We start from the raw sequence: 21,599 nt of genomic DNA, 5'->3' as shown, positions 1-21,599 counted from the left end.
TGCTATCTACCGGTGTATAAATTGTTGACTTCTTGAGGGCTTAAGGCTCTTGTGAAAACTCTGAATTGATCTAACGCTCCCGTGTAGGAGAGCATCCAGCTATCTCTAGCTCCACTGATGCCTATGTGTTGTTGAAAACCTCCTATTACAAATCTCGAAGGGTTGGCAAATTTTAATGCTCCAAGAGGGGCGTTGTTTTTGGTTCTATTGCTTACATTTTGTGGAAGATCAAGCTTTACGCCGTCTAGATACGCTGCAAAAACGGATGTTGTACCATCGTATGTAAATGTTAAATGCTTCCATTTTCCGTACATGTCTGGCAAACGGGATAAACCATTGTTGCCATTAAATTCTATCCAGTTTCCCATGAAGGTAAATTTCAGTAACATGGAATTGTCTGTAGGAGAGTCATTGCCTTCGACTATCGCAAAAACATTTCCCCAAAAATCACCCGTGTTTGGGAGTACGAAAATACCTTGTGCTCCACCAGTATGCTTCGCTGTATTCATCCAAAAGCTAATTGTAAAACTTCCAGCGTCTGCTAGGCGCTGTGGGAGTGGATACTGTAAGTAGGAATTTGCGGTTCCTTTAAAAGCTTTGCCTTTTGGCCCTTCGATGAAAGAAAAAGTTCCAGCTTCAGAAGCTTTGTTGTATTGTGCGCTGTCCGTAAGATCATCTTCGAACGGAAGATAAAGCTGTAAAGGACCATTAATACGTGCGGTATCATCTGGAATAATGTTCATCGCAGGGCGGTCCATTTTTTGACAACTAGCAAATGTGATCCCTATTAGTAGGCCACAAATTAATTTTGATATATATTGTAAATTCATGTTGTTAGTAGTTTGGGTTTTGGACTAATACACCTCCAGATTTGTCGATTTCAGTTTGTGGTATTGGAAGATAACGATGACGTAGTTGATAGCCGGTTTTTCCGACATTATGCAACGTCTCGACATCAATTTCCCATCTGATTAGATCAAAAAAACGCTCGTTTTCCATTCCTAGTTCAACTTGCCTTTCATGTCTTATCGCAGTCCTTAAAGTTGATTGATTGGTCGACTCAACTTTCGGCAACACGTCTGCGGCACCTCTTGCACGACTCCTCACTTGCTCAAGATAACCAACTGCCTTTTCGGCTTGGCCCGTCTCATTAGCTGCCTCAGCTGCCATTAAAACGACGTCAGAATACCTAATTACCCGAAAGTTAAACCATCCGCCTTGACGATCACCGGCTGAATTTCGGATAGCTGGATTAGTATATGCTTTCTTGTTCCAGTATGGGCGTGGTAGTCCACTAGGAACAACTTCATTGTAAGGTGTATTAGTACGGCCTGTATAGAGTAGGGTAGCGTCTTTGCGTGGGTCTCCAACTTCAAAGGCTGTTGCAAGCACTTCGTTTGGCACGTTCCATCCCCATCCGAGGTTCCATTCACCCGAACCACGTACACCTTGCCTGCTGGCATACGTTATGCCTAGATTAGTTGTGCTTTGGTCATAGAAGGCTTGAATTTCGAATACAGATTCTTTTCCATTTTCATTACTTTCTCTGAAAATTTGATCGAAGGGTAAGCTTAGATCATATTGATTTAAGCTCATAACGTTTTCAGACGCGGTAAGCATTGCAGACCAATTCTTCCTAGCGGCAAAGGTTTTTGCCTGTAATGCGAAAGCCGCTCCTTTGGCGATTCTTCCTGGGAAACGTCCTCCCCAATCCTTCTCAGATGGAAGTGCTGCAGTAGCATCTTGAAGGTCTTGATCTATAAGATTGTATATTTCAGCTATCGTCGATTTTGGCTTGATAGCATCCGAAGCGTTTACAATTGCGTGATCGATAAGCGGAACCTCTCCGAACGCACGAACAAGGTTAAAATAGGCGAATGCTCTGAAAAACTTCGCTTCTCCAATGTTGATTAAAGTTGCTTCGTTTGGAGACTCGATCGCCGCACCTTCATCGATTACAATATTGGCTAGATTAATAAAGGTGTAATGTCCAGACCAATAGGTGTTTATTAACCAAAAATTAGTGTTATATTGGAAATTGTCGAAGATATTTTCCGCGTCCACTCCATCAGAGGGAGCACTTCCTTTGTCGGCATCATCAGCTCTAATATTATGAACAGCTAAGTAAGGTAATCCGCTTAAGGCCTCGCTACGTAAACCGGAGTATATAGCAAACACCTTCGATTCTAAGGCGCCTGATGTCAAATCATCTTCGGTTAAACGCCCCTGTGGAAGCCTTTCCAAGAAGTCTTTTTTGCAACCAGACAACATGCTACTTGTCAGAAGTCCGATTAATAATATTTTTGAGAAATTTTTCATTTTCGTAGTTGCTAGTTTTAAAAGTTTAGATTAACACCAAAGGTGTACACTGCTGGCAGGGGATAAGTGCCCTTGTCTACCCCAAACGATGTTGCTGATCCACCAATTTCAGGAGTATATCCTGTGCTATTGGTTGCAGTAAACAGATTTTGTGCATTTAGGTATACTCTCAAAGACTTGATCTTTATTTGATTGAGCATTTCCGTGTTGAATCTATAACCAACTTGGACATTTCTTAATCTAAAAAAGCTACCATCTTCTATCCAATAATCAGATACAAGTCGGTTATTTGCTCTTCCGCTATGCAAAATGGGTTCCCAATTGGAGGTGCCCACACCGTTCCATCTGCCCAGTCGTTCAGTTTGATAATTAAACTGTGCAAACGCTCCACGATTCCAATCCCTAAAAATTTCGTTTCCGTAAACGCCCATGAAATCAGCGCTGAAATCTAACCCCTTGTAATTTAAACCTAGACTTATGCCGTAAGTAAAGTCTGGGGTGGGATTGCCAATTAACGTACGATCATTTTGGTCAATCTTACCATCACCGTTTATATCTCTATATTTGATATCACCTGGGAATACTTCATTTAGCGTGTTCGTAGGACTAATTCTAATATCTTCGTTCGTTTGGTATATACCGTCAGAAACATAACCATAGAAATATCCAATTGGGTTTCCTAAAGTAGTACGAGAGATACCGTCGGTCAATTCGTAGCCTTCATCCACTAATGAAACGACGTTATTCTTGATTGTGGTTAAGTTTCCAGAAATCGTGTACGACAAATTTTCATTGATAGGCTGACGCCAAGTTGTAGAAAACTCAATACCAGCATTTTTAATTTGTCCTGCATTTGTTAGCCCCGGTTTACTACCTAATAGACCTGGCCGTTGTACGATAATATCATGGGTATTTTTACTGTAGTAGACTGCCTCGATACTCAGCTTGTTGTTAAATGTTGACATCTCAAATCCTGCTTCCCAAGCATTTACTTTTTCCCAGCTCAAATTTCTATCAACAATATACTGTGGAGCATAAGCGGGTATAATATTATCCCCGAAGACTGCTGAGTTATCAGATTCTAAAACTGGATAAAGTGGGTAAAGGTCTGATCCTGTGTTTTGAATACCCAGCTGTCCCCAAGATCCTTTGATTTTTAGGTTGTTGATGGCTGTTTGGCTTTTCATGAACTCTTCATTTGTGACTACCCAACCAGCTCCAATTGTCGCAAAATTATTCCACCCTCTTCCAAATCGCTGAAAGGCGGAGGTGCCGTCTCTTCTAAATGAAGCATTCAGAAGATACTTTTCTTTGTAGTTGTAAATTGCTCTTCCTAAAAACGATAACGTTGTAAATTCTTCTGCTCCGCCGGTTCCTCTTCTTGTCGGTTGCGCAGTCATGTTGACATACCAAAAACGTGGATCATCCGGAATAGGATCACCAGTTCCTTGTGTACCATTTGATGTAGCAAATTCATAACCTCTATAATAGGAAGTCCACCCAGCAGTTGCCGTTAAATTATGATTTCCAAATGTATTCTTATAAGTCAATAGCCAATCCGTTTGAACTTTGGCATACGTGTTTTGATATTGGTCAACAGCGGTAATCTGCGTCAGACGATCTGTTTTGTCATCACCTTCAATCTCTGGGTTGTATACGTTTATTAATGGTGAGTAGGTTCTGCCCTTATTGAAACCGTAATCGTAAAGTATATTCGCTTTAAAAGTGAAATTTTTCAAGAAATCGATTTCTCCGTAAAGGCTCCCAGTCGTTCTATACTCTTGCTGAATGGCATTATCACTGAGGTCCATGACACTGACCAGTGGGTTTCTGATTTGTGCACGTTGGAAGTCGGGAAGGGTATTATATAAGCCATATTCCATATTATAAGCTGGGGCAATAGGTGCTGCACGTACGGCACTAGCAATAATAGGATCGTAAAAACCATTATCACGAGGAATATTCGATCTGTATCCTGTGAGATTTACCCCTACTCGAAAATTGTCTGTTATGTTTAGTTGATCATTTAGTGATAAACTTATTTTGTCAAGTTTCTCATTCTTAACTACTCCTTCATCGAGCATGTAGCCCAGTCCTAGATAGAATTTGTTTTTTTCATTGGCAGCACTTACCGATAGGTTGTTAAAGTTCACCATACCATTTTGGAAGATTTCATCCTGCCAATCGGTATTTGCCCCCCAGTTATCGTAGTTATAAGCTGGGTTTCCTTCATTTGCTAACTGCTCGCTATAAAGAGATTTAAAAGTTGATGCGTCGGTAAGGTTCATTCTATCCTGTACACTTTTAAAACCTACAGAAGTATTAAAATTGAAATTTATCTGACCGGCTTTTGCTGACTTTGTGGTTACGACAATAACGCCATTTGCTCCTCTTACACCAAATATTGCTAAAGACGAGGGATCTTTTAATATTTCCATGGATTCGATATCCGCAGGATTTACAAAATTCATGTTGTCATTCAAGATTCCATCAATTACGTATAGCGGTTTTGCACCATTGATTGAATTCGTTCCGCGAATGCGAATATCAGGCTCCGCTCCGGGACGACCCGAATTGACGATTTGCATACCTGCTACCTTTCCTTGTAAAGATGCTAATGGATTTGAGTTGGGTTTGTCTGCAATTTCGTCTCCTTTAATGCTTGTTATTGATCCAGTTAGATCTCGTTTCCGTGCCGTACCATAACCAATTACGACTACCTCATCCAGCGCTTGGTCATTGCTAATTAGAAAGACGTCTAGGTTTGTCTGGCTACCTACCCGAGCTGATTGCGCCGCATAGCCGATAAACCGGAAGGTAAGCGAATCGGAGGCAGATGCTTCAATTGTGAAGCGTCCTGCTGCATCAGTTTGGGTGTTTTGCCCACTGCTTGCAGATACCGTCACGCCCGGCAGTACGAACAGCGATCCGCTGTCTTTGACCGTACCGGTGACGGTTTTAACCTGTGCATATCCACTTGATAGGATAGCGGTTAAACATAAGAAAAGTGTAAATAACTTCCTCATAGAGCTAGTTTGTTTTAGTTTGTTTGTATGCAACAATAACTGGTTATCGTAACACAGTGTTTATAATTAAAACAAAGATGTGATGTATTCGTTTAGCGAAGAAATTATTTGCCTTCACATTGCTACTTCAATGATTTTTTGCTGCTACAATGATGATTTGTTCAACGATATAATATTTTGATTATGAGTGTTTTGAATTTGGTGAGTGATTGCTCAAATTCTTTTTAATGGTGTAGTAAGTACACTATTACGATGTAGTAGTGATGATGTAGTGTTTTACAGTTCAAGTAGAAATTCGCTGAGGTTTTTCTCTGTCGGAAGATCGAATTTTTTGCGTAAACGGTAGCGTCTTATCTCAATTCCGCGGGTGCTGATGTTCATTAAGGATGCCATATCCTTGCTGGACATGTTTAAGCGGAGGTAAGCGCAAAGTTTAAGATCATTGGGGGATAGGCTAGGGTAATCTGTCTTTAATTTCTTAAAGAAGTTTTCGTGCGACTCGTTGAAGCTCTTTTCAAACAAGTCCCAATCGCGCTCGTCACTACGTGCATTATCGATGAGTTTATTGACCTTCTGCAGTTGATCTTGGGATAGTTTTTTTCCATCGCGATCTTTAACATTGAGGAGTTCTTCGTGCAGGTTGTTCAGCAGTTCGTTTTTGTAAACGATATTGGTCGCTGCATTGGCAAGTTCTCGGTTTTTGGCCTCGAGCTCGACGGTGAGCTGCTCATTTTTGAGCTCCATCAGCTTTTTCTCGTTCTGCTCGCTTTCCTTACGCAGCAGCTCTTGTTGTCGCAGTTGTAGTTTGTTTCTGATTTCCAGTTTGTCGCGTTTTATTTTTTCGGTAATGAGCTTTCGGGCAAAAATAAAAGCGATGACGGTAAGTAACACGTAAAGCAGGAGGGCTGGCCATTGTAGGTACCATGGGGGCAGTATCTGGAAGGCTAATGTCGCTGTATCGGATATCAATCCGTTGGCGGTAATGACACGAACTTTAAAGCTGTAGTTTCCTGTGTGCAAGTTCGTGAAATCAATATAAGGTATTTCTGTCGGTACAGACCATTCCGTCTGCGATCCTTCCAATAAGGATTGGTATTTCACTGCCGTATTGCTATACCAAGGCGAGGCAAATTGAATACGAATGTTATTTTGGTCGTAAGGGATCGCATTCGGTTTGTCAAGGTAGTGCAAGGTGTCGCTAGCATTTGATATTTCTTGCAGGCCGATGATGATCGGTTGGGATGGTTTTTGCACTTGCTTCTTCTTGAGATCGTAGAAGGCGATGCCGTTATCTAACCCAAACAGGAGTTTGTCACCGACCGGCTCAATAACCTCATAGTTCTTCATGACGATGTCCTGCAGGCTATTAAAGCTGGAGGAGTCAACGCGTATCTGGTTATTTTGCAAGGTTACTTCAGCAAAATGTCCTTCATGGGCAAACATGTAGTTGTTCGCATTGAGCGGTATTATTTTTTTAGAACGCGCGAAGGATCCCAGGGTGCTGTTCAGTTCTTCATATGGCTTGAAGCGGGATAGCACACTATCATAAATAAAGATGCCTTTGTCAGTAGCGAAAATAACATTCTGCTGGACGGTTGCGGCAGTGATGCGCTGTATTTGCGGGAAATCCTTGCTGAATGAGAATGTTTTGAGTGTTTTGAACGATTGGTAGTTTCCTGCAAACTCGACAAGCTGTATGGAATTGTTGAACACGACCCAAAATTGATTGTCATTGCGCGGATATACGGAAATGACTGCCGTTTTTGGTTCTTGGTACTTTTGTTTTAGATACCATGAACCGTTGTTCTCAAAAAGTGCTAAGCCGGTGTAATTTCCCTGTAAAAAAAGTTGTGGTTGGCCAGGTAGCTGCACGTTGGACCATCCCCCGGTCCAGTTTGATATCCTGGAGATCGTGTTTCCACGTACGAGAAAGGTACCGTCATTATGGCCGCAGATCAATTGTCCGTTGAAAAGGTCTAAGGTCCATACCTGACCTTGGGAGCCGGGGATAAACGCTAGTTTAAGCGATTGCAAGTTGGTTCCATCTGTCCAGTTGCTGTAAAATAGCCCTTGGTTGGTACCTAAATAAATTTTACCTTGAAAAACCTTAATGGCATAAACGGTGCCGATTTCGCCAAAGATATCACGGTAGTAATAGAAGGGTGAGTTTACCTCGATACGGTCGATGCCGTTGTCTAAACCTGCCCAGATGTTGCCCTGTCGATCGAGGGTCATGCTAAGGACTGTATTGTTTTGTAGGCCATTGCGCTTATGTATATGTTGCAGCAGCTGTCCGGCTTTGTTAATGATAAAAATCCCATTCTTGATCGTGCCGAAAGCGAAGGTATTTTCATCGATTTTTAAGCCATTGTTGAGTTGTGCTTCTCTAAGAAGGTTGTTGATGGTCGATTCTGGCTTCCATAGCTGTGCGTTTCCGTCAGCAGAGAGCAGGTATAGTCCTTGTTTTGCGGTGCCCACTAGAAATTGCTGCTCGTCAAAAGGCAGTATGCTCATTACGTTGCTAAGCTGGCTTTGCAAGCTGCTAAATGTTTTTCCGCTCCATTTTTCGAGACCTGCGGGTATACGTTCGATCCACCTGCTGTTGCCTACCTGATGGGCGAAAAGAAAAGGCTGTCCCTGCCCATATTGGAGCTCTACTTTATTGTCTTTATAGATGTAACACTTGGAGAAGGATTGAAAGATAACACGGTCATCAACAAAGAGGATTTTCCATATTTCATCATTTTCGAGTACTTCGGGATCTACCAAGCGGGACAAGTTGTGGTATTTTAACTTTCCTTGCTGTTTCGCAAAATAACCGAACTCTTCTTTTCCGCCGATATAAATATTCCCGTTTGGCGCAACGGCCACACTTCGGGCAAAATTACGGTTGCTCAATGGGTAAAGGTTCCAGTAGGCACCATCGAAGGCCACCAGTCCGTTGTTGTTCGCGGCATAGATAATGCCGTCTTTTCCCTGCGCTATGCTCCAGTTTTGGTTGCCTGCTTTGTACTGCGATTTGGTATAGTTTTGTACGTAGGGACTGCCCGCCGAGGAGATAGATTGTGCGTATGCAATATTGCTTAGCATGTAAAGAAAGAAAACAATAAGAAGACGAACCATAGCTATAATCTGACAAGCATGCAAGTTACTAACTCCATGCGTCTAAAACAAAATCTTATTTCGCGCGTAGATAATCGTGGATTTCAGTAATATTGTGGTATGATTTCATTTGCCAACGCTAAGATAAATTTAGGACTGCACATCACGCGTAAGCGCGAAGATGGTTACCATGAGCTGGAAACGATATTTTATCCTTTTCCGTTGTATGATATCCTAGAGCTATCTCGGAAAGAGGAAGGAGATACAACGATGGAGATTACAGGGATGGATTTAGAATTGGCGGATGATAATCTATGCTTTAAGGCTTACAGGTTGTTGGCTGCAAAATACTCCTTATCGCCCGTGCATATACATCTGCACAAGCAGATACCTTTCGGGGCCGGTTTGGGAGGAGGTTCCTCGGATGCCGCATTTGTTTTGAAAATGCTGAATGAGGAGTTTGCGTTAGGATTGAGCGTTGAACAATTGGAGGCGGAGGCCGCGACGCTGGGTGCCGATTGTCCATTTTTCGTGCAGAATACGCCCATGTATGCGACTGGGATCGGTACAGATTTGAGGCCTATTGATTTGGATCTTTCCGACTATTATATGGTGCTGGTAAAGCCTGATGTGCATGTGTCAACCGCAGAGGCTTACCGTCAAGTAAGGCCGCAAGCCGCAGAACATGATTTGCGTGAGCTAGTGAGCTTGCCGGTACAGGATTGGAAGTTTTACATCAAGAACAATTTTGAGGAAGGTCTTTTTGAGCAATATCCACAGATTCGCGAGGTGAAATTAGCGCTTTATGAGGCTGGGGCTTTATATGCGAGTATGTCGGGGTCGGGATCGGCGGTTTACGGTATTTTTGATGAGGAGGTTGATTTGTCGGAGCTTTCGTCAATGGGGGAGGTTTCGCATCCGCTTAAGTTGTAGTTTGTTGACAATGAACTTTTGAAAATTCAGTTTCCACAAAGCTTTTAATAGCTGAAATTTACTTAATTCATCGTTTGTGAAACGGAGGAGATGCTAAAAATAAAAAGCTCACCGAAAGATGAGCTTTTATCGTACCTAGGGCGGGAATCGAACCCGCACTCCTTTAACAGGAACAGGATTTTAAGTCCTGCGTGTCTACCAGTTCCACCACCTAGGCAACTGAGAGCGAAAGACGAGATTCGAACTCGCGACCCCAACCTTGGCAAGGTTGTGCTCTACCAACTGAGCTACTTTCGCTTAACGTGGTGCAAATATAGAAGATTTGCGTAGTGCTGCAAAATATATTTTAAAAAAGTTTTCCCTGTCTTTCCGTGTCAAATTTTGATCCATCAATGGTCATTTAGGTAATTTTAAGAAGGATGGTGAGCGTTGAAAAGATGCCGCCCAGAGGTTGTCAAGCCTAAAATAGATCCGGGCGGCGGTAAAAACAAAGAGTATATTTTACAGTTCTTCGTCGTGTTGACTGACGTCTAGACCAAGAACTTCATCTTTTTCGCTTACCCGTAAAGGTGCAAGCATATCTGTTATTTTCAAGAGTAGCAGAGCGCCGAAGAAGGCGAATGCTGATGCGCCAACAAGGGCGATGAGGTGTGCTGTAAATAAGCTTGTCTCGCCAAAGAAAAGACCGTTTGTGGTTACAGCAGCATTGACCGAACTGTGCGCAAATACGCTGGTCAGGAGCATGCCGACCATACCGCCGACACCATGACAAGGAAACACATCTAGGGTGTCATCGATTCCTTTCTTTGTTCTCCATATGACAAGCAAGTTGCTAATGACGGCAGCGACTATACCGATGATGAGGGAGTGGGGGATGGTTACGAAACCTGCGGCAGGTGTTATCGCGACCAGTCCAACGACCGCACCGATACACGCACCCATAGCCGAAGGTTTTTTACCTTTTAGGATGTCGAAAAATATCCAAGCCATGGCTGCAGCGGCGGACGCCGTGGTGGTGGTGGCGAAAGCGGAGGCCGCGAGTTCATTGGCACCACCGGCAGAGCCCGCATTAAATCCAAACCAGCCGAACCAAAGAAGTCCGGTGCCCAGGATGACGTAGCTGATGCGTGATGGTGTATGTTCCTGTTCTTTGCGTTTGCCAAGATAAAGGGCTGAGGCGAGTGCTGCCCATCCGGCAGACATATGTACAACCGTGCCTCCAGCGAAATCTAGAACACCCATTTTGGCCAATATGCCTTCGGGGTGCCAAGTTGCGTGAGCGAGCGGCGCGTAGATGACGATAACAAAAAGGGTAATGAAGATCAAATAGGCATTGAACTTAATGCGTTCTGCGAATGCTCCAGTGATCAAGGCTGGGGTGATGACAGCAAACTTCAGTTGGAACATGGCGAAAAGAGCGATAGGAATAGTTGGCAAAGCTGGCCAAGTGGCATTGCCTAGCATCCCCTTCATCATGTAGAAGGTGGATGGGTTGCCGATAATACCGCCGATGTCTTCGCCGAATGCCAAGCTAAAGCCGAATATTACCCAAATTATGGTGATAAGCCCCATGCACACAAAACTTTGTAGCATGGTGGAAATTACATTTTTCTTTCTAACCATACCTCCGTAAAAGAAGGCTAGGCCGGGTGTCATAAGGAGCACCAGTGCGGCAGACATTAATAGCCATGCCGTGTCGCCCGTATCTATCGTGCTGTCTTCAACAGTTGTAACTTCGGTAGAGGGGGCGAGGATAGCGAGGATTACTGCGATAACGAGGGTTCCAAATGGAATTATCTGTTTTATAGTCATGTCCTTGGTTTGTTAGTACGATTGGTTTTCTTACAGGTTTAGCGAGTAGCTTCTGTTTGTTAGGAAAGGAAGTGGCCATTAGCCACTTCCTTCATTTGTTAGATAATTACTGTTTCGCTTAGAAAGAGAAGCCAGTAGAAAGCTTGTAGAACGAGTCTTTAGCTCGTAGGCCATTTTTTAGTTCAGGACCTGCAGAAAGACGGATGAAACTAGCAACGCGCGGAACATTAAATTGCACGTAAGGACCTAGCCATTGGTAGTAATCTAATTTGCCATTTACATCGTCTTTGGTACGTTTCAAGTGTTCGAAGTGACCGCCTGCAGAGAAGTTTTGGCTTACTTTGAAACCGGCATTTGCCCAATAATGTAGGTAGGCTAGTGTCGACGCGTCGGCTGGCGCTTCATCACGAAGTGGCGCGTAGTAGCCTACATAGATTTCACTTTCAAATTTCGGTTTGTCGACATTGAAAAATAGATTAGGTACGATACCATCACCAGCAATACCACCGAGTTGGCCTGATGTTGCTCCTTTAGAAAGTAGATCACCGAATGTGAAACCAATGTTTGGGTTCAACGTAATACCATCAGCTAGGTAAAGGTTTACCCCTCCACCAAATTCCGTCCAGTTTCCCCAGGCACCGGCGGTTCCTGCACCCCAAAAAATCCCATAAGCAGATACGCCAATCTTGTCAGAAAGCTTGTATTCAACGCCAGCGCTCGGTGCTACACCGAAAAACTGGTCAGAAGTGAGGCTTAATGAGAAAGTTGCGTTGCTGTCTTGTGCTTTTGCAGATAAAACACTAGCTGAAATTGCTGTGATGCACAGAATTGTTTTTAAAAAGTTGTTTTTTTTCATAAAAACTTTGGTTGTTAGATAGACATTTGATTAATTAATGCTAAAATAGACCAAAATTTTATAAAAACAATATTTATTTTGAAAAAAAATCAAAAAAACAGATCAATTTATGATTGAATTGTAATTTATGTGTGTTGTTTGTTTATTTTTTCTTGTATTATATCTCCTTCAAACCCTTTGCTTAGTAGGTATTTGGATAGTTTTGATTTTTCTGTGAGTGATATTTTGGATAATGGTTGATTTGTTTTCTTTTTTATCGTTTTTGTGATCATATTGTGGTAATCTTCGTCGTTTATTTCGCGTAAAGCGATCCGGATAAGTGGTTCTGATACTCGTTTAGCTTTCAAATGGAGCTTTATTTTGATTTTTCCCCATCCCTGCATGCGAAATTTCCCCAAAACGTAGGCCTTTGCGAAACGTTCCTCGTTGAGAAAGTTCTCTTCAATAAGCAAGGCGATAATATTTTCGACATCTTCTTGGTGTAGCCCCCAAGAATAGAGTTTATCTCGCACCTCCTGTTGTGCTCGTTCTTGGTACGCACAGTAGTTTTCTGCTTTGAGTTTAGCCTGCTGCGGACTATATGATTTCTTTTCTTTCTTCCATTCTTCCATCCTGCAAATCTTGAAAAAATGGTGCACTTATTGAAAATATTGATGAAATTTGTTCCTACCACTATATATGTATACAGTAGCAGATATTTATTCTATTCTCCATGCAAGTACCAAGATATTGGTGCATCCCGCATTAGAGATTTTTGACTTGGCCTATGACACGCGGAAAATCCGTCGTGGCGGTCAGAGCCTCTTCTTTGCCCTGAAAAGTATTCGGGATGGACACGCATTTATTGGCGAAGCGTATCGTAAAGGCGTTCGCGCATTTGTGCTGTCTCAAAAGGATATCGATGTCAGTTTGTATCCGGAAGGTAATTTTATTTGGGTTAATAATGTTCTTTTGGCTCTGCAACAGTTGGCGGCTTATCACCGTACGCAGTTCAAGAAGCCTGTTATTGGTATTACGGGAAGTAATGGGAAAACGGTGGTCAAAGAGTGGCTGACGCAACTGCTACAGGACGACAGGAGAGTGTACCAAAGCCCGAAGAGTTATAACTCGCAGTTGGGAGTCGCTTTGGCACTGTGGAATCTTTCTGACGAGTATGATTGTGCGATTATCGAAGCTGGCATAAGCCAACCGGGAGAGATGGTAGCCTTGGAAGCGATGACCAGGCCGGAGATTGGTGTTTTTACGAATATCGGAGCGGCACATGCCAGCGGTTTTGCTAGTAAGCAAGATAAGATAGTGGAAAAGCTTAAACTATTTACCCATAGTAAGGATCTACTTTTTCCCTCGCGATATGGTATTGCCTCCATGTTGCCCGAAGGATTACGCGTATTTAGCTTCGGTACAGAGCCTATGGACGAAGTACAGGTTTTGCGGATAGAAGATTATGGCCGTACAGCAACGCAGATACAGGTCGCTCATGCGCAGGAGATCGCTACGTTTTCGATTCCTTTCCGGGATAAGGCTTCTGTAGAGAATGCATTGATCTGCATTACCGTACTTTTGTTTTTTGGGTATTCCTTGGATGCTATAGCGAGTAAGCTGACGAAGTTGAAACCTTTGGATATGCGCTTGCAACTAAAAAAGGGAAAGAATGGATGCTCCGTCATCGACGATACCTATTCTAATGATTTGGCTTCTTTACAAATCGCTTTGGATTTCCTTTTTCAGCAGCAACAACATCAGAAACGTACGTTAATTCTTTCGGATATGGACGGACTTGATGATAAGTTACGGCAAAAATTATTGGCGTTGCTGCAGCGACAGGAGCTTGATCGTATTGTGTTGGTGGGGAAGGGAACCCATTTTATGAGGGATCAGCTACATACAACGGTTCTCCTGTTCGATAGCACGGAGGCTCTGCTTCTCGGGCTTAAGGATATTCCGTTTCAGCAGGAATCGATCTTGATAAAAGGTAGCCGCGCTTACCACTTGGAAGAGGTGAGTAGGGTTTTGGTTTCAAAATCTCACGAGACTGTCTTGGAGATTAATCTTAATGCACTTGAGCATAATCTACAGGTGTACCGTGGCATGTTGCCGAGTGGGGTTAAGATGATGGCTATGGTGAAAGCTTTTTCTTACGGCAGCGGGAGCTATGAAGTAGCCAACCTGCTGCAGTTCAATAAACTGGACTATTTGACTGTTGCTTTTGCCGATGAAGGCGTGGAGCTTCGGCAGGGCGGCATCACCTTGCCTATCATGGTGCTGAGTCCCGATGAACAGGTTTTTGAAACGCTACTGACCAACGAACTAGAGCCAGAGATCTACAGCTTCCGTATATTGCACGCGTTTATCACATTCCTTGACCGTCGGCAGATTAAGGATTTTCCTATCCATATCAAGATTGATACGGGCATGCATCGATTGGGCTTTATGCCAGAAGAGATGGATGCATTGATTCAAGTGTTGCGTGTTACCGAGGCTGTGCGTCCTAAAAGTGTTTTTTCGCATTTGGTGGCCTCGGGCAGCAGGGATCACGACGATTTTACGCGGCAGCAATTGGATACTTTTGCGCGTTGCGCGGCTTTGTTGGAAAGTGAACTCGACTGCAATTTGATCAAACATATTGCTAACACCTCCGCCATTGTGCATTGGCCGGAGGCTTACTTGGATATGGTGCGCTTGGGCATTGGTCTTTATGGCGTAGATATGGATAGGACCTTAGACGTGGAGCAAGTGAGTACATTAAAGACGACGATCACACAGATCAAGGAACTGCCGGCAGGCGAAACGGTGGGCTACGACAGGAAGGGGGTGTTGCATCGTGCAAGCCGTATCGCAACGGTGAAAATTGGTTATGCCGATGGGTATAGCCGACGCTTTGGCCAAGGTGTTGGACAAATGTCCATCAATGGACAACTGGTACAGACCGTGGGATCCATATGTATGGATATGTGTATGCTTGATGTGACGGATATTGTGGCCTATGAAGAGGATGAAGTGGTCGTGTTTCCCGATTTAATGAAGGCCGCCGCCGATATTGGGACTATCCCCTATGAATTGCTGGTCAATATTTCATCACGTGTAAAAAGGGTGTATTTTTACGGGTAATTAATAAAGAACGTTATGATAAAGAAAGTTTCGCAGAAACTGCTGTATTATTTTATTAAGGGAGCATTGGTTGTGGTTCCCGTAGCGGGGGCTGTATTTTTGATCATTTGGGCGGTAGCTTCCCTCGATAATGCGCTCAATCTTACCAGTCATTTTTTACAGGACGATCAGGGGCATCCCTTGTATATCCCCGGTATTGGTATTTTAACGGTGCTATGCGTATTGATCTTAGTAGGATTGATATTCACCAATTTGGTCACAGCACCGATACGTGCTTGGTTGAAACGATCGATCAACAAGATTCCGCTGTTTAACACCTTGTATTCTTCCATTAAAGATTTTACAGAAGCCTTTGTTGGCGATGCCAAGAAATTTAATGAGCCAGTGTTGGTACTGGTAAATGAAACGGGACTCAAGAAGATAGGATTTCTTACACAACGTGATTTAGATAAGATCGGTTTGCCCGATGACGTGATTGTTTACTTTCCGTATTCTTATTCGGTAGCCGGTCAAGTGGTGGTGGTGAAATCGTCCCATGTGCAAAAACTAAATATGAGTGCAACAGATGCGATGAAGCTGGTGGTCTCGGGTGGTGTTAGTGGTATAGAATAGCTAATATGGCAAATTTTCTAGATAAGATCTTCGGAAGCAAGATTGAGGTAGACCTGTTGAAGATCGAGCTGGAGGCCAAGCTCAGCTTTCACGAGAGCCGTATAGATAGCCATTTGGCGAACATGGTTTCCGAGCGACTGGATGCGGCAGAGCAACAGTCTTTTTTATGCTACTTGCGTGACGTTGCGGCGATATCGGAGGGACAGCATGTTGCGGCTAGCCAAGAACTCGGCCTGCTGCAGCGATACATTGCTTTTTATCAGCAGGTGATGGGCGATGCGCTCTTTTTACGATTCGATTGCCAAGCGGAATCGGATAGATTGTTGCCTGCCTTTGTACTCTTTCCCTTGATCCATAATGCTTTAGTGCATGGTTATAATTCCATGGAAAAATTTCCACTCAAGATCAAGATTCGCATTTTCGAAAAGGCTTTGCAGGTGGACGTGACGAATCACGTTAACCATCATATTGCTTCGCAAGAAGATAACTCGTTGATCGATCGGTTCAAGAGCCGATTGGTATCCTTGTTTGGAGAGCAACATCAGCTTTTATTCAATAGTAATAGCCACACGTTTAAAAGTAATTTGCATATCCCTGCCTAAAAAGTAAAAAGAAGAAAATCCTGCTGACAGACTGTTGTCATAATCGCGCTTAATTTTGGTGTATAATAACAATACGGCGGTGAGCATACTGCTATAATATCAAGATTTATACACTTTTAAATTAATTTATATGAACACATCAGTCATTTTATCCAAAGCAGAATTTTTAGAACATTGGTTGGGTCACCGTACATTAACACGCCGTACAATTGAGAAATTTCCAGAAAAGGAATTGTTCAGTTACAGTATTGGTGGGATGCGTACCTTCGCTGATCTAGTAAAAGAATTGCTTTCTATTGCTGAACCGGGGCTACGTGGCATCGTTCAGCAAAAAGAGGAGCCCTATAATCATGATATCGGTTTAACAACAAAAGAAGCTCTTTTGGCGAAATGGGACGAAGATACCCCAAAAATAATCGATCTATTCAATCAGATTCCTGTGGAAGACTTCCACAAAGAATACAATCTATTTGGAGAATACAAGTTTCCGATCTATAGTAACCTGCTTTACTTTGTAGATAATGAAGTTCACCATCGTGCACAAGGCTACGTTTATCTGCGGTCACTCGGTATTGAGCCACCTTTCTTTTGGGAACGTTATTAAATAAAAGGAAATTCGTTAAGTAGAGCAGTCTGATAAAACAAATATGGAAACAAGGCCAACGCTCTGTATGGAAGTCGCACGTCTACTACTGCTCATTAGCTTTTTGATGGCATTGACGCTGCTGCAGGCATAGAGCTTCGGTTGCAGGCCTGTAAAAAGTTTTAAAATGAGAAAAGGCAAGCGCTTACTGCTTGCCTTTTCTAGCTTTTTACTTCAATACGTGTTTTACGCCTTCGAAAGTCATTTTTACTGGATTGATATGGCCATTCTTGTCGAAGGTCATTTCCTCAATGCAGGTTTCTCGTTCGTGTGCGCTCGTTTTCCCTAAGGGGCGACGGTGGTAAACAATATAGTACTTATCTTCGTTGGGCACTTTGATCACGGAATGATGTCCAGCACCGGTAGCGATTTTAGGATCTTGCTCCAAGATGGTGTTTATGCGCTTGAAAGGGCCGAATGGGCTGTCTGCAATGGCATAGGCCACTTTGTAATCAGGACCTGTCCAGCCTCCTTCCGACCACATGAAATAGTATTTGTTGTCGCGTATGAACATAAACGGACCTTCAACGTAATTCTCCGGTGTCACCTCTTTGTAGATGCTACCGTCTTCAAATGGAAGTAGTTTGGTGAAGTCGTCGCTTAGCTTCACCACATTACAGTGCTTCCAGCCACCGTAAAACATGTAATGTTGGCCATCCTTATCTTTAAAAACAAATTGATCGATGGGTTGTGCGCCGTTCACTATTTTGTTGATCAACGGTTTGCCCAATAAATCTTTGTAAGGGCCTTCGGGACGATCGGCCACAGCAACACCAATTCCGCCGATCTCACCTTCATGCACATCGTTGGCTCCGAAAAAGAAATAGTATTTTCCATCTTTTTCTATTACACTAGGGGCCCACATGGCTTTGTTTGCCCATTTGACCTCATTGGCGTCGATAATGCGCGGATGTTTCTTCCAGTTTACCAAATCTTTGGAAGAAAAGGCGTCAAAAAAGATCTGTTGTTCGTATGGGGCAGAATAGGTTGGGAAAATCCAATATTCGTTGTTGTACACGATTCCTTCTGGGTCGGCATACCAGCCTGAAATTACGGGGTTCTTTTGCGCAAAACTTACAGTTCCGCACAGTAGGGCAAAAAGGCTTATAGCTGTTGTTTTCTTGATCATCTTGTTTACTTAGGTAGCTATAAATATATAAAAACCTTTTAGCAAAATGCAAATGTTTCAAAAATGTGGCAGGATGTGCGATTATATCGTTATGTTTTGGAGAATATCGCGTACACATTGCTTGAGTGTATCGGGCTCGATAATGCGGGCTCGATCAGCAAAGCGGAGGTACCAACGCGCGAATTCCTCGATGGGTGCATTGCTTTGGAAAGTCATCAGTACTTCTTTGCCTTGTGTTTCTTCGCAGGCAAATCCGAAGTGCATACGTTCCCATTCCATGTAGTGCGCGATCGTGCGTTCTACGCCAATGCGTATGGTTGTGATAGGCCGCGAGTCGTTTCTCTCGATATAATGGCTGAGGGGCTTGTGCTCTTTTCGGAACGGTTCGTCGGTGCGGCTTATTTTTTGGATACGGTCTATCCGGAATTGTCTATGCTCTTGGCGAAGGTGGCAATAGGCGATAAAGTACCAAAAATTGCTTTCGTGAAAAATGCCTACAGGCTCTATTTTGCGCGTATTGGCTTCATCGCTCATGACGGCGCGATATTCCATATCGATGATCTTGCGTAGGGTAATGCCTTCGAACAGAATGGATAAAGCCTCGGGAACTTTCTCATTAAACATAAAATTCGGCGAAGACATCCACATGTTTTCTTCCAGCTGCATGATGTTGGACTTGTCGCTGTAGCGCAGGAAGGATCGAACTTTAGCAATGGCCGTGCTGAAGTTCCGGAACATATCTTGATCGACAAATTTCTGCATCAGTTTTTCCGAAGCGGCGAGGCTCAATATCTCTTCTTTGGTGAAGCTCGCCGGCGCGAGTTTATACCCTTCGGATAGGGAATAGCCTGTACCTGCCTCGCCATAGATCGGGATGCCGGCCTGCTCTAAGGCGCGCATATCTCGGTAGATGGTACGCAGGCTTACATCAAATCGATCTGCAAGATCCTGCGCCTTGACAACAGATCTGCCCTGCAGCTGGAAATAGATAGCAATGATACGATGAAAGCGCTTGGTAATATCCATGCGTAAATATACGATTAAGCTATCAGAACCTTATTGCAAGACGAGTTAATCGTGCTTCGTTTTTTTGCGTAAATAGCGGTGTAGCTCCACCTGCGATCGGTGTGGCGACTTGTTGTTGCTGACATAGCTGTTGTCTAGCTCATTGTTCAGGATGCGCGCTTTGACATTGTCTTTGAGCTGTATGGCCAACATATCAATTAGCTCATTTTTAATTTTTTTGTTCGTGATGCGGATGGCTGCTTCGACGCGATGGTCTAGATTTCTGGTCATCCAATCTGCAGAAGAAATGTATACCAATTCTTTCCCTGCAGCGTGGAAGTAGAGGACACGTGCGTGTTCTAGGTATTCGTCTACGATGCTGATGGCATGTAGCGGCTCTTTGAATTTTTTTTGATTGATGGCACAATAGATGCCGCGCACGATCATGTCTACCTTGACGCCTGCATCGGCGGCTTCGTAAAGTTTTTTGATCAATAGTTTGTCGCTCAACGAGTTTACCTTAATGACGATATGTGCTTTTCGTGCTGCCCGCGCTTCGACGATCTCTTTATCGATATGATCGATCAAGGTGTTTCGCATGTCTATAGGACATACCAGTAGGGTCTTGCACGGCTTTAAGCTTTGGTAGATATCTATCTTGGGCTTTTTCAGCGCTGCAAAAATACGGTTGATATCCGCCATGACGCCGCGGTTGCTTGTCATCAGGCAGTGGTCTCCATATATTCTCGCCGTCTTTTCATTGATGTTGCCGGTACTCACGAATCCATATTGTACGGTTTTATTGTTGATCCGCTTCTTGATGATGCATAGTTTGGCGTGCACCTTCTTATCTGCAATACCCAATAATACCTTGATACCTTCCATTTCGAAGCGTTCTTTCCATTCTAGGTTGTGCTCTTCGTCAAAACGGGCACGCAGCTCGAGCATCACCGTCACCTCCTTACCATTGCGGGCAGCGTTAACAAGGGCATTGGCGATCTTGGAATTCTCTGCCATGCGATAGATGGTGATTTGTATAGACCGTACATCGGGATCCATGGCCGACTCACGCAGCAGATCAATGACCGGCATAAAGGTATGGTAGGGGAAGGAAAGTAGTACGTCTTTCTTTACCAGTACATCACTAACACGTTGCCGTCCCGCAAAATCGGGATGCTCAAATGAGCTGCGCTCTTTGGGATGGGTTTCCGATTTGAAGACTTTCGGAAAGTCCATGAAATGCTTGAAGTTATGGATTTTCTGTCCGGGGATTATGCTGTCTTTCTTCGATAGGTTCAGCTTTTTGATCAGGAACTCAACCAAAGCGGGATCCATGTCTTTATCGAATACGAAACGGGTTGGTTTTCCTTTTCTGCGGTTCTTGATTCCTTTCTCGATCTTTTCGACCAGCGTAGTGTTGATATCGTTGTCGATATCAAACTCGGCATCTTTCGTGATTTTAAATGCATTAGCAGCGAAGCTATCGAATCCGAAGTAGGAGAAGATGTATGGAAGATTAAATTTAATGACATCCTCCAACAACATCACATGCTTTTCGCCCTTGGGCGATGGTAATAAAAGAAAGCGGCCATTGGTGCGCGTTGGATTCTCAATAATAGCGAAGCGCGTCTCATACTCCCAGTCGGTTTTGCGCATGGCTATACCTAAGTAGAGGCTCTTATCGCGCAGGTAGGGCATGGCTCGTGCGTCGTCCAACAGAAGAGGGATGACGTTTGATTCGACCTCTTCTTCGTAGTACTGCTTGACGAATAGCTTTTGCTCCTCGTCGAGCTCAGTATCGGTCTTGATGAACACCTTTTGCTTGGCCATCTCCCCTTGAATCTTTTCCCAAGTGCTATCAAATTTCTTCTGTTGCTTGATGACCAACTCATGGAGCTCATCCAAGATGGTTTGTGGTTTTTCGAAGAATATTTCTTTGGCTTCTTTTTCGTTGAAAACAAGTGCTCGCTTTAGCCCCGCAACCCGCACACGAAAAAATTCGTCGAGGTTGTTGGAGAATATACCGAGGAACTTTATGCGCTCGGATAAGGGGACATCCTCATCTGCTGCTTCTTGTAATACACGACCATTAAAGCTTAACCAGCTGATATCTCGAGGATTGAATCTTTTTGTCATTTTCTTCTTAACCACTATTAGTGAAGCTTTAAATATAGGTCTGCAATATGTCCTAAATATAACAATAATATTAACAAGATATTAACTTCACACAGTGCGCATGTTTTCTTTTTTTGAAAGAAATTCCAATGATGAACTGCTCTTTTAAAGCTTGCGTTGAAGGCTTTGATACCAAATGGTTGAAGGTTCTGCTCTTTGAAGAAATGTAAGAAAGCTACCCCGCAATGTATAGTCATGCTTGATAGCTTTCCGATATTGATGATGATAGCGGACACGGAGCCCTTACTTCAGTCTTTTCTTGACTGGCGATGCTATC

Annotated in this window: 15 protein-coding genes and 2 tRNA genes; 5 read left to right on the top strand and 12 right to left on the bottom strand. The window is 43.4% G+C overall.

Features of this window, described 5'->3' with window-relative positions:
- Nucleotides 1–2: 2 nt before the first annotated feature.
- From SCB77_RS01890 to SCB77_RS01875, 4 genes are all read right to left on the bottom strand, one after another.
- Nucleotides 3–830, bottom strand: coding sequence for a LamG domain-containing protein (locus tag SCB77_RS01890; RefSeq protein WP_320184740.1), 828 nt, complete (start codon nt 828–830; stop codon nt 3–5).
- Between the two features lie 4 nt (nt 831–834).
- Nucleotides 835–2,319 (bottom strand): RagB/SusD family nutrient uptake outer membrane protein, encoded by a 1,485-nt coding sequence (locus tag SCB77_RS01885; RefSeq protein WP_320184739.1) that lies wholly within the window; start codon nt 2,317–2,319, stop codon nt 835–837.
- 17 nt (nt 2,320–2,336) lie between these two features.
- On the bottom strand, nt 2,337–5,345 hold the full coding sequence (locus tag SCB77_RS01880) for a SusC/RagA family TonB-linked outer membrane protein (RefSeq protein ID WP_320184738.1): 3,009 nt from the start codon (nt 5,343–5,345) through the stop codon (nt 2,337–2,339).
- Between the two features lie 276 nt (nt 5,346–5,621).
- On the bottom strand, nt 5,622–8,435 hold the full coding sequence (locus SCB77_RS01875; protein WP_320184737.1) for a two-component regulator propeller domain-containing protein: 2,814 nt from the start codon (nt 8,433–8,435) through the stop codon (nt 5,622–5,624).
- A 132-nt stretch (nt 8,436–8,567) separates the two neighbouring features.
- Between SCB77_RS01875 and ispE the strand changes: the two genes are divergently transcribed.
- A complete protein-coding gene (ispE, locus tag SCB77_RS01870; protein WP_320184736.1) occupies nt 8,568–9,380 on the top strand; it encodes a 4-(cytidine 5'-diphospho)-2-C-methyl-D-erythritol kinase in 813 nt (270 codons plus the stop codon).
- A 132-nt stretch (nt 9,381–9,512) separates the two neighbouring features.
- On the opposite strand, the gene SCB77_RS01865 is transcribed toward ispE, so the two are convergent.
- From SCB77_RS01865 to SCB77_RS01845, 5 genes are all read right to left on the bottom strand, one after another.
- A tRNA-Leu gene (locus SCB77_RS01865) sits at nt 9,513–9,597 on the bottom strand.
- Nucleotides 9,598–9,604: 7 nt separating this feature from the next.
- Nucleotides 9,605–9,677, bottom strand: a tRNA-Gly gene (locus tag SCB77_RS01860).
- A 204-nt stretch (nt 9,678–9,881) separates the two neighbouring features.
- Nucleotides 9,882–11,192, bottom strand: coding sequence for an ammonium transporter (locus SCB77_RS01855; protein ID WP_380935267.1), 1,311 nt, complete (start codon nt 11,190–11,192; stop codon nt 9,882–9,884).
- 118 nt (nt 11,193–11,310) lie between these two features.
- Nucleotides 11,311–12,048: a DUF6733 family protein gene (locus SCB77_RS01850; RefSeq protein WP_320184735.1), complete on the bottom strand. Its 738-nt coding sequence runs from the start codon at nt 12,046–12,048 to the stop codon at nt 11,311–11,313.
- Nucleotides 12,049–12,173: 125 nt separating this feature from the next.
- Complete coding sequence (locus SCB77_RS01845; protein ID WP_320184734.1) at nt 12,174–12,659, bottom strand: regulatory protein RecX; 486 nt, start codon at nt 12,657–12,659, stop codon at nt 12,174–12,176.
- A 67-nt stretch (nt 12,660–12,726) separates the two neighbouring features.
- Between SCB77_RS01845 and SCB77_RS01840 the strand changes: the two genes are divergently transcribed.
- From SCB77_RS01840 to SCB77_RS01825, 4 genes are all read left to right on the top strand, one after another.
- Nucleotides 12,727–15,156, top strand: coding sequence for a bifunctional UDP-N-acetylmuramoyl-tripeptide:D-alanyl-D-alanine ligase/alanine racemase (locus SCB77_RS01840; RefSeq protein ID WP_320184733.1), 2,430 nt, complete (start codon nt 12,727–12,729; stop codon nt 15,154–15,156).
- Between the two features lie 15 nt (nt 15,157–15,171).
- Entirely contained in the window at nt 15,172–15,768 is a 597-nt protein-coding gene (locus tag SCB77_RS01835) for a DUF502 domain-containing protein (RefSeq protein WP_320184732.1), read from the top strand.
- Between the two features lie 5 nt (nt 15,769–15,773).
- On the top strand, nt 15,774–16,370 hold the full coding sequence (locus SCB77_RS01830) for a LytS family sensor histidine kinase (protein WP_320184731.1): 597 nt from the start codon (nt 15,774–15,776) through the stop codon (nt 16,368–16,370).
- A 130-nt stretch (nt 16,371–16,500) separates the two neighbouring features.
- Nucleotides 16,501–16,974 carry a DinB family protein gene (locus SCB77_RS01825; protein ID WP_320184730.1) on the top strand — a complete coding sequence of 158 codons (474 nt, stop codon included), beginning with the start codon at nt 16,501–16,503 and terminating at the stop codon, nt 16,972–16,974.
- 208 nt (nt 16,975–17,182) lie between these two features.
- On the opposite strand, the gene SCB77_RS01820 is transcribed toward SCB77_RS01825, so the two are convergent.
- From SCB77_RS01820 to ppk1, 3 genes are all read right to left on the bottom strand, one after another.
- On the bottom strand, nt 17,183–18,142 hold the full coding sequence (locus SCB77_RS01820) for a glycoside hydrolase family 43 protein (RefSeq protein ID WP_320184729.1): 960 nt from the start codon (nt 18,140–18,142) through the stop codon (nt 17,183–17,185).
- Nucleotides 18,143–18,223: 81 nt separating this feature from the next.
- The gene (locus SCB77_RS01815) at nt 18,224–19,168 is read right to left on the bottom strand and encodes a helix-turn-helix transcriptional regulator (RefSeq protein ID WP_320184728.1); all 945 of its coding nucleotides are present in this window, start codon (nt 19,166–19,168) and stop codon (nt 18,224–18,226) included.
- 45 nt (nt 19,169–19,213) lie between these two features.
- Nucleotides 19,214–21,283: a polyphosphate kinase 1 gene (gene ppk1, locus SCB77_RS01810; RefSeq protein ID WP_320184727.1), complete on the bottom strand. Its 2,070-nt coding sequence runs from the start codon at nt 21,281–21,283 to the stop codon at nt 19,214–19,216.
- Nucleotides 21,284–21,599: the final 316 nt, after the last annotated feature.

It is taken from the genome of Sphingobacterium bambusae, from assembly GCF_033955345.1.
GTDB classification, from domain to species: domain Bacteria; phylum Bacteroidota; class Bacteroidia; order Sphingobacteriales; family Sphingobacteriaceae; genus Sphingobacterium; species Sphingobacterium bambusae.
This window is presented reverse-complemented; position numbering and strand designations above follow the sequence as displayed.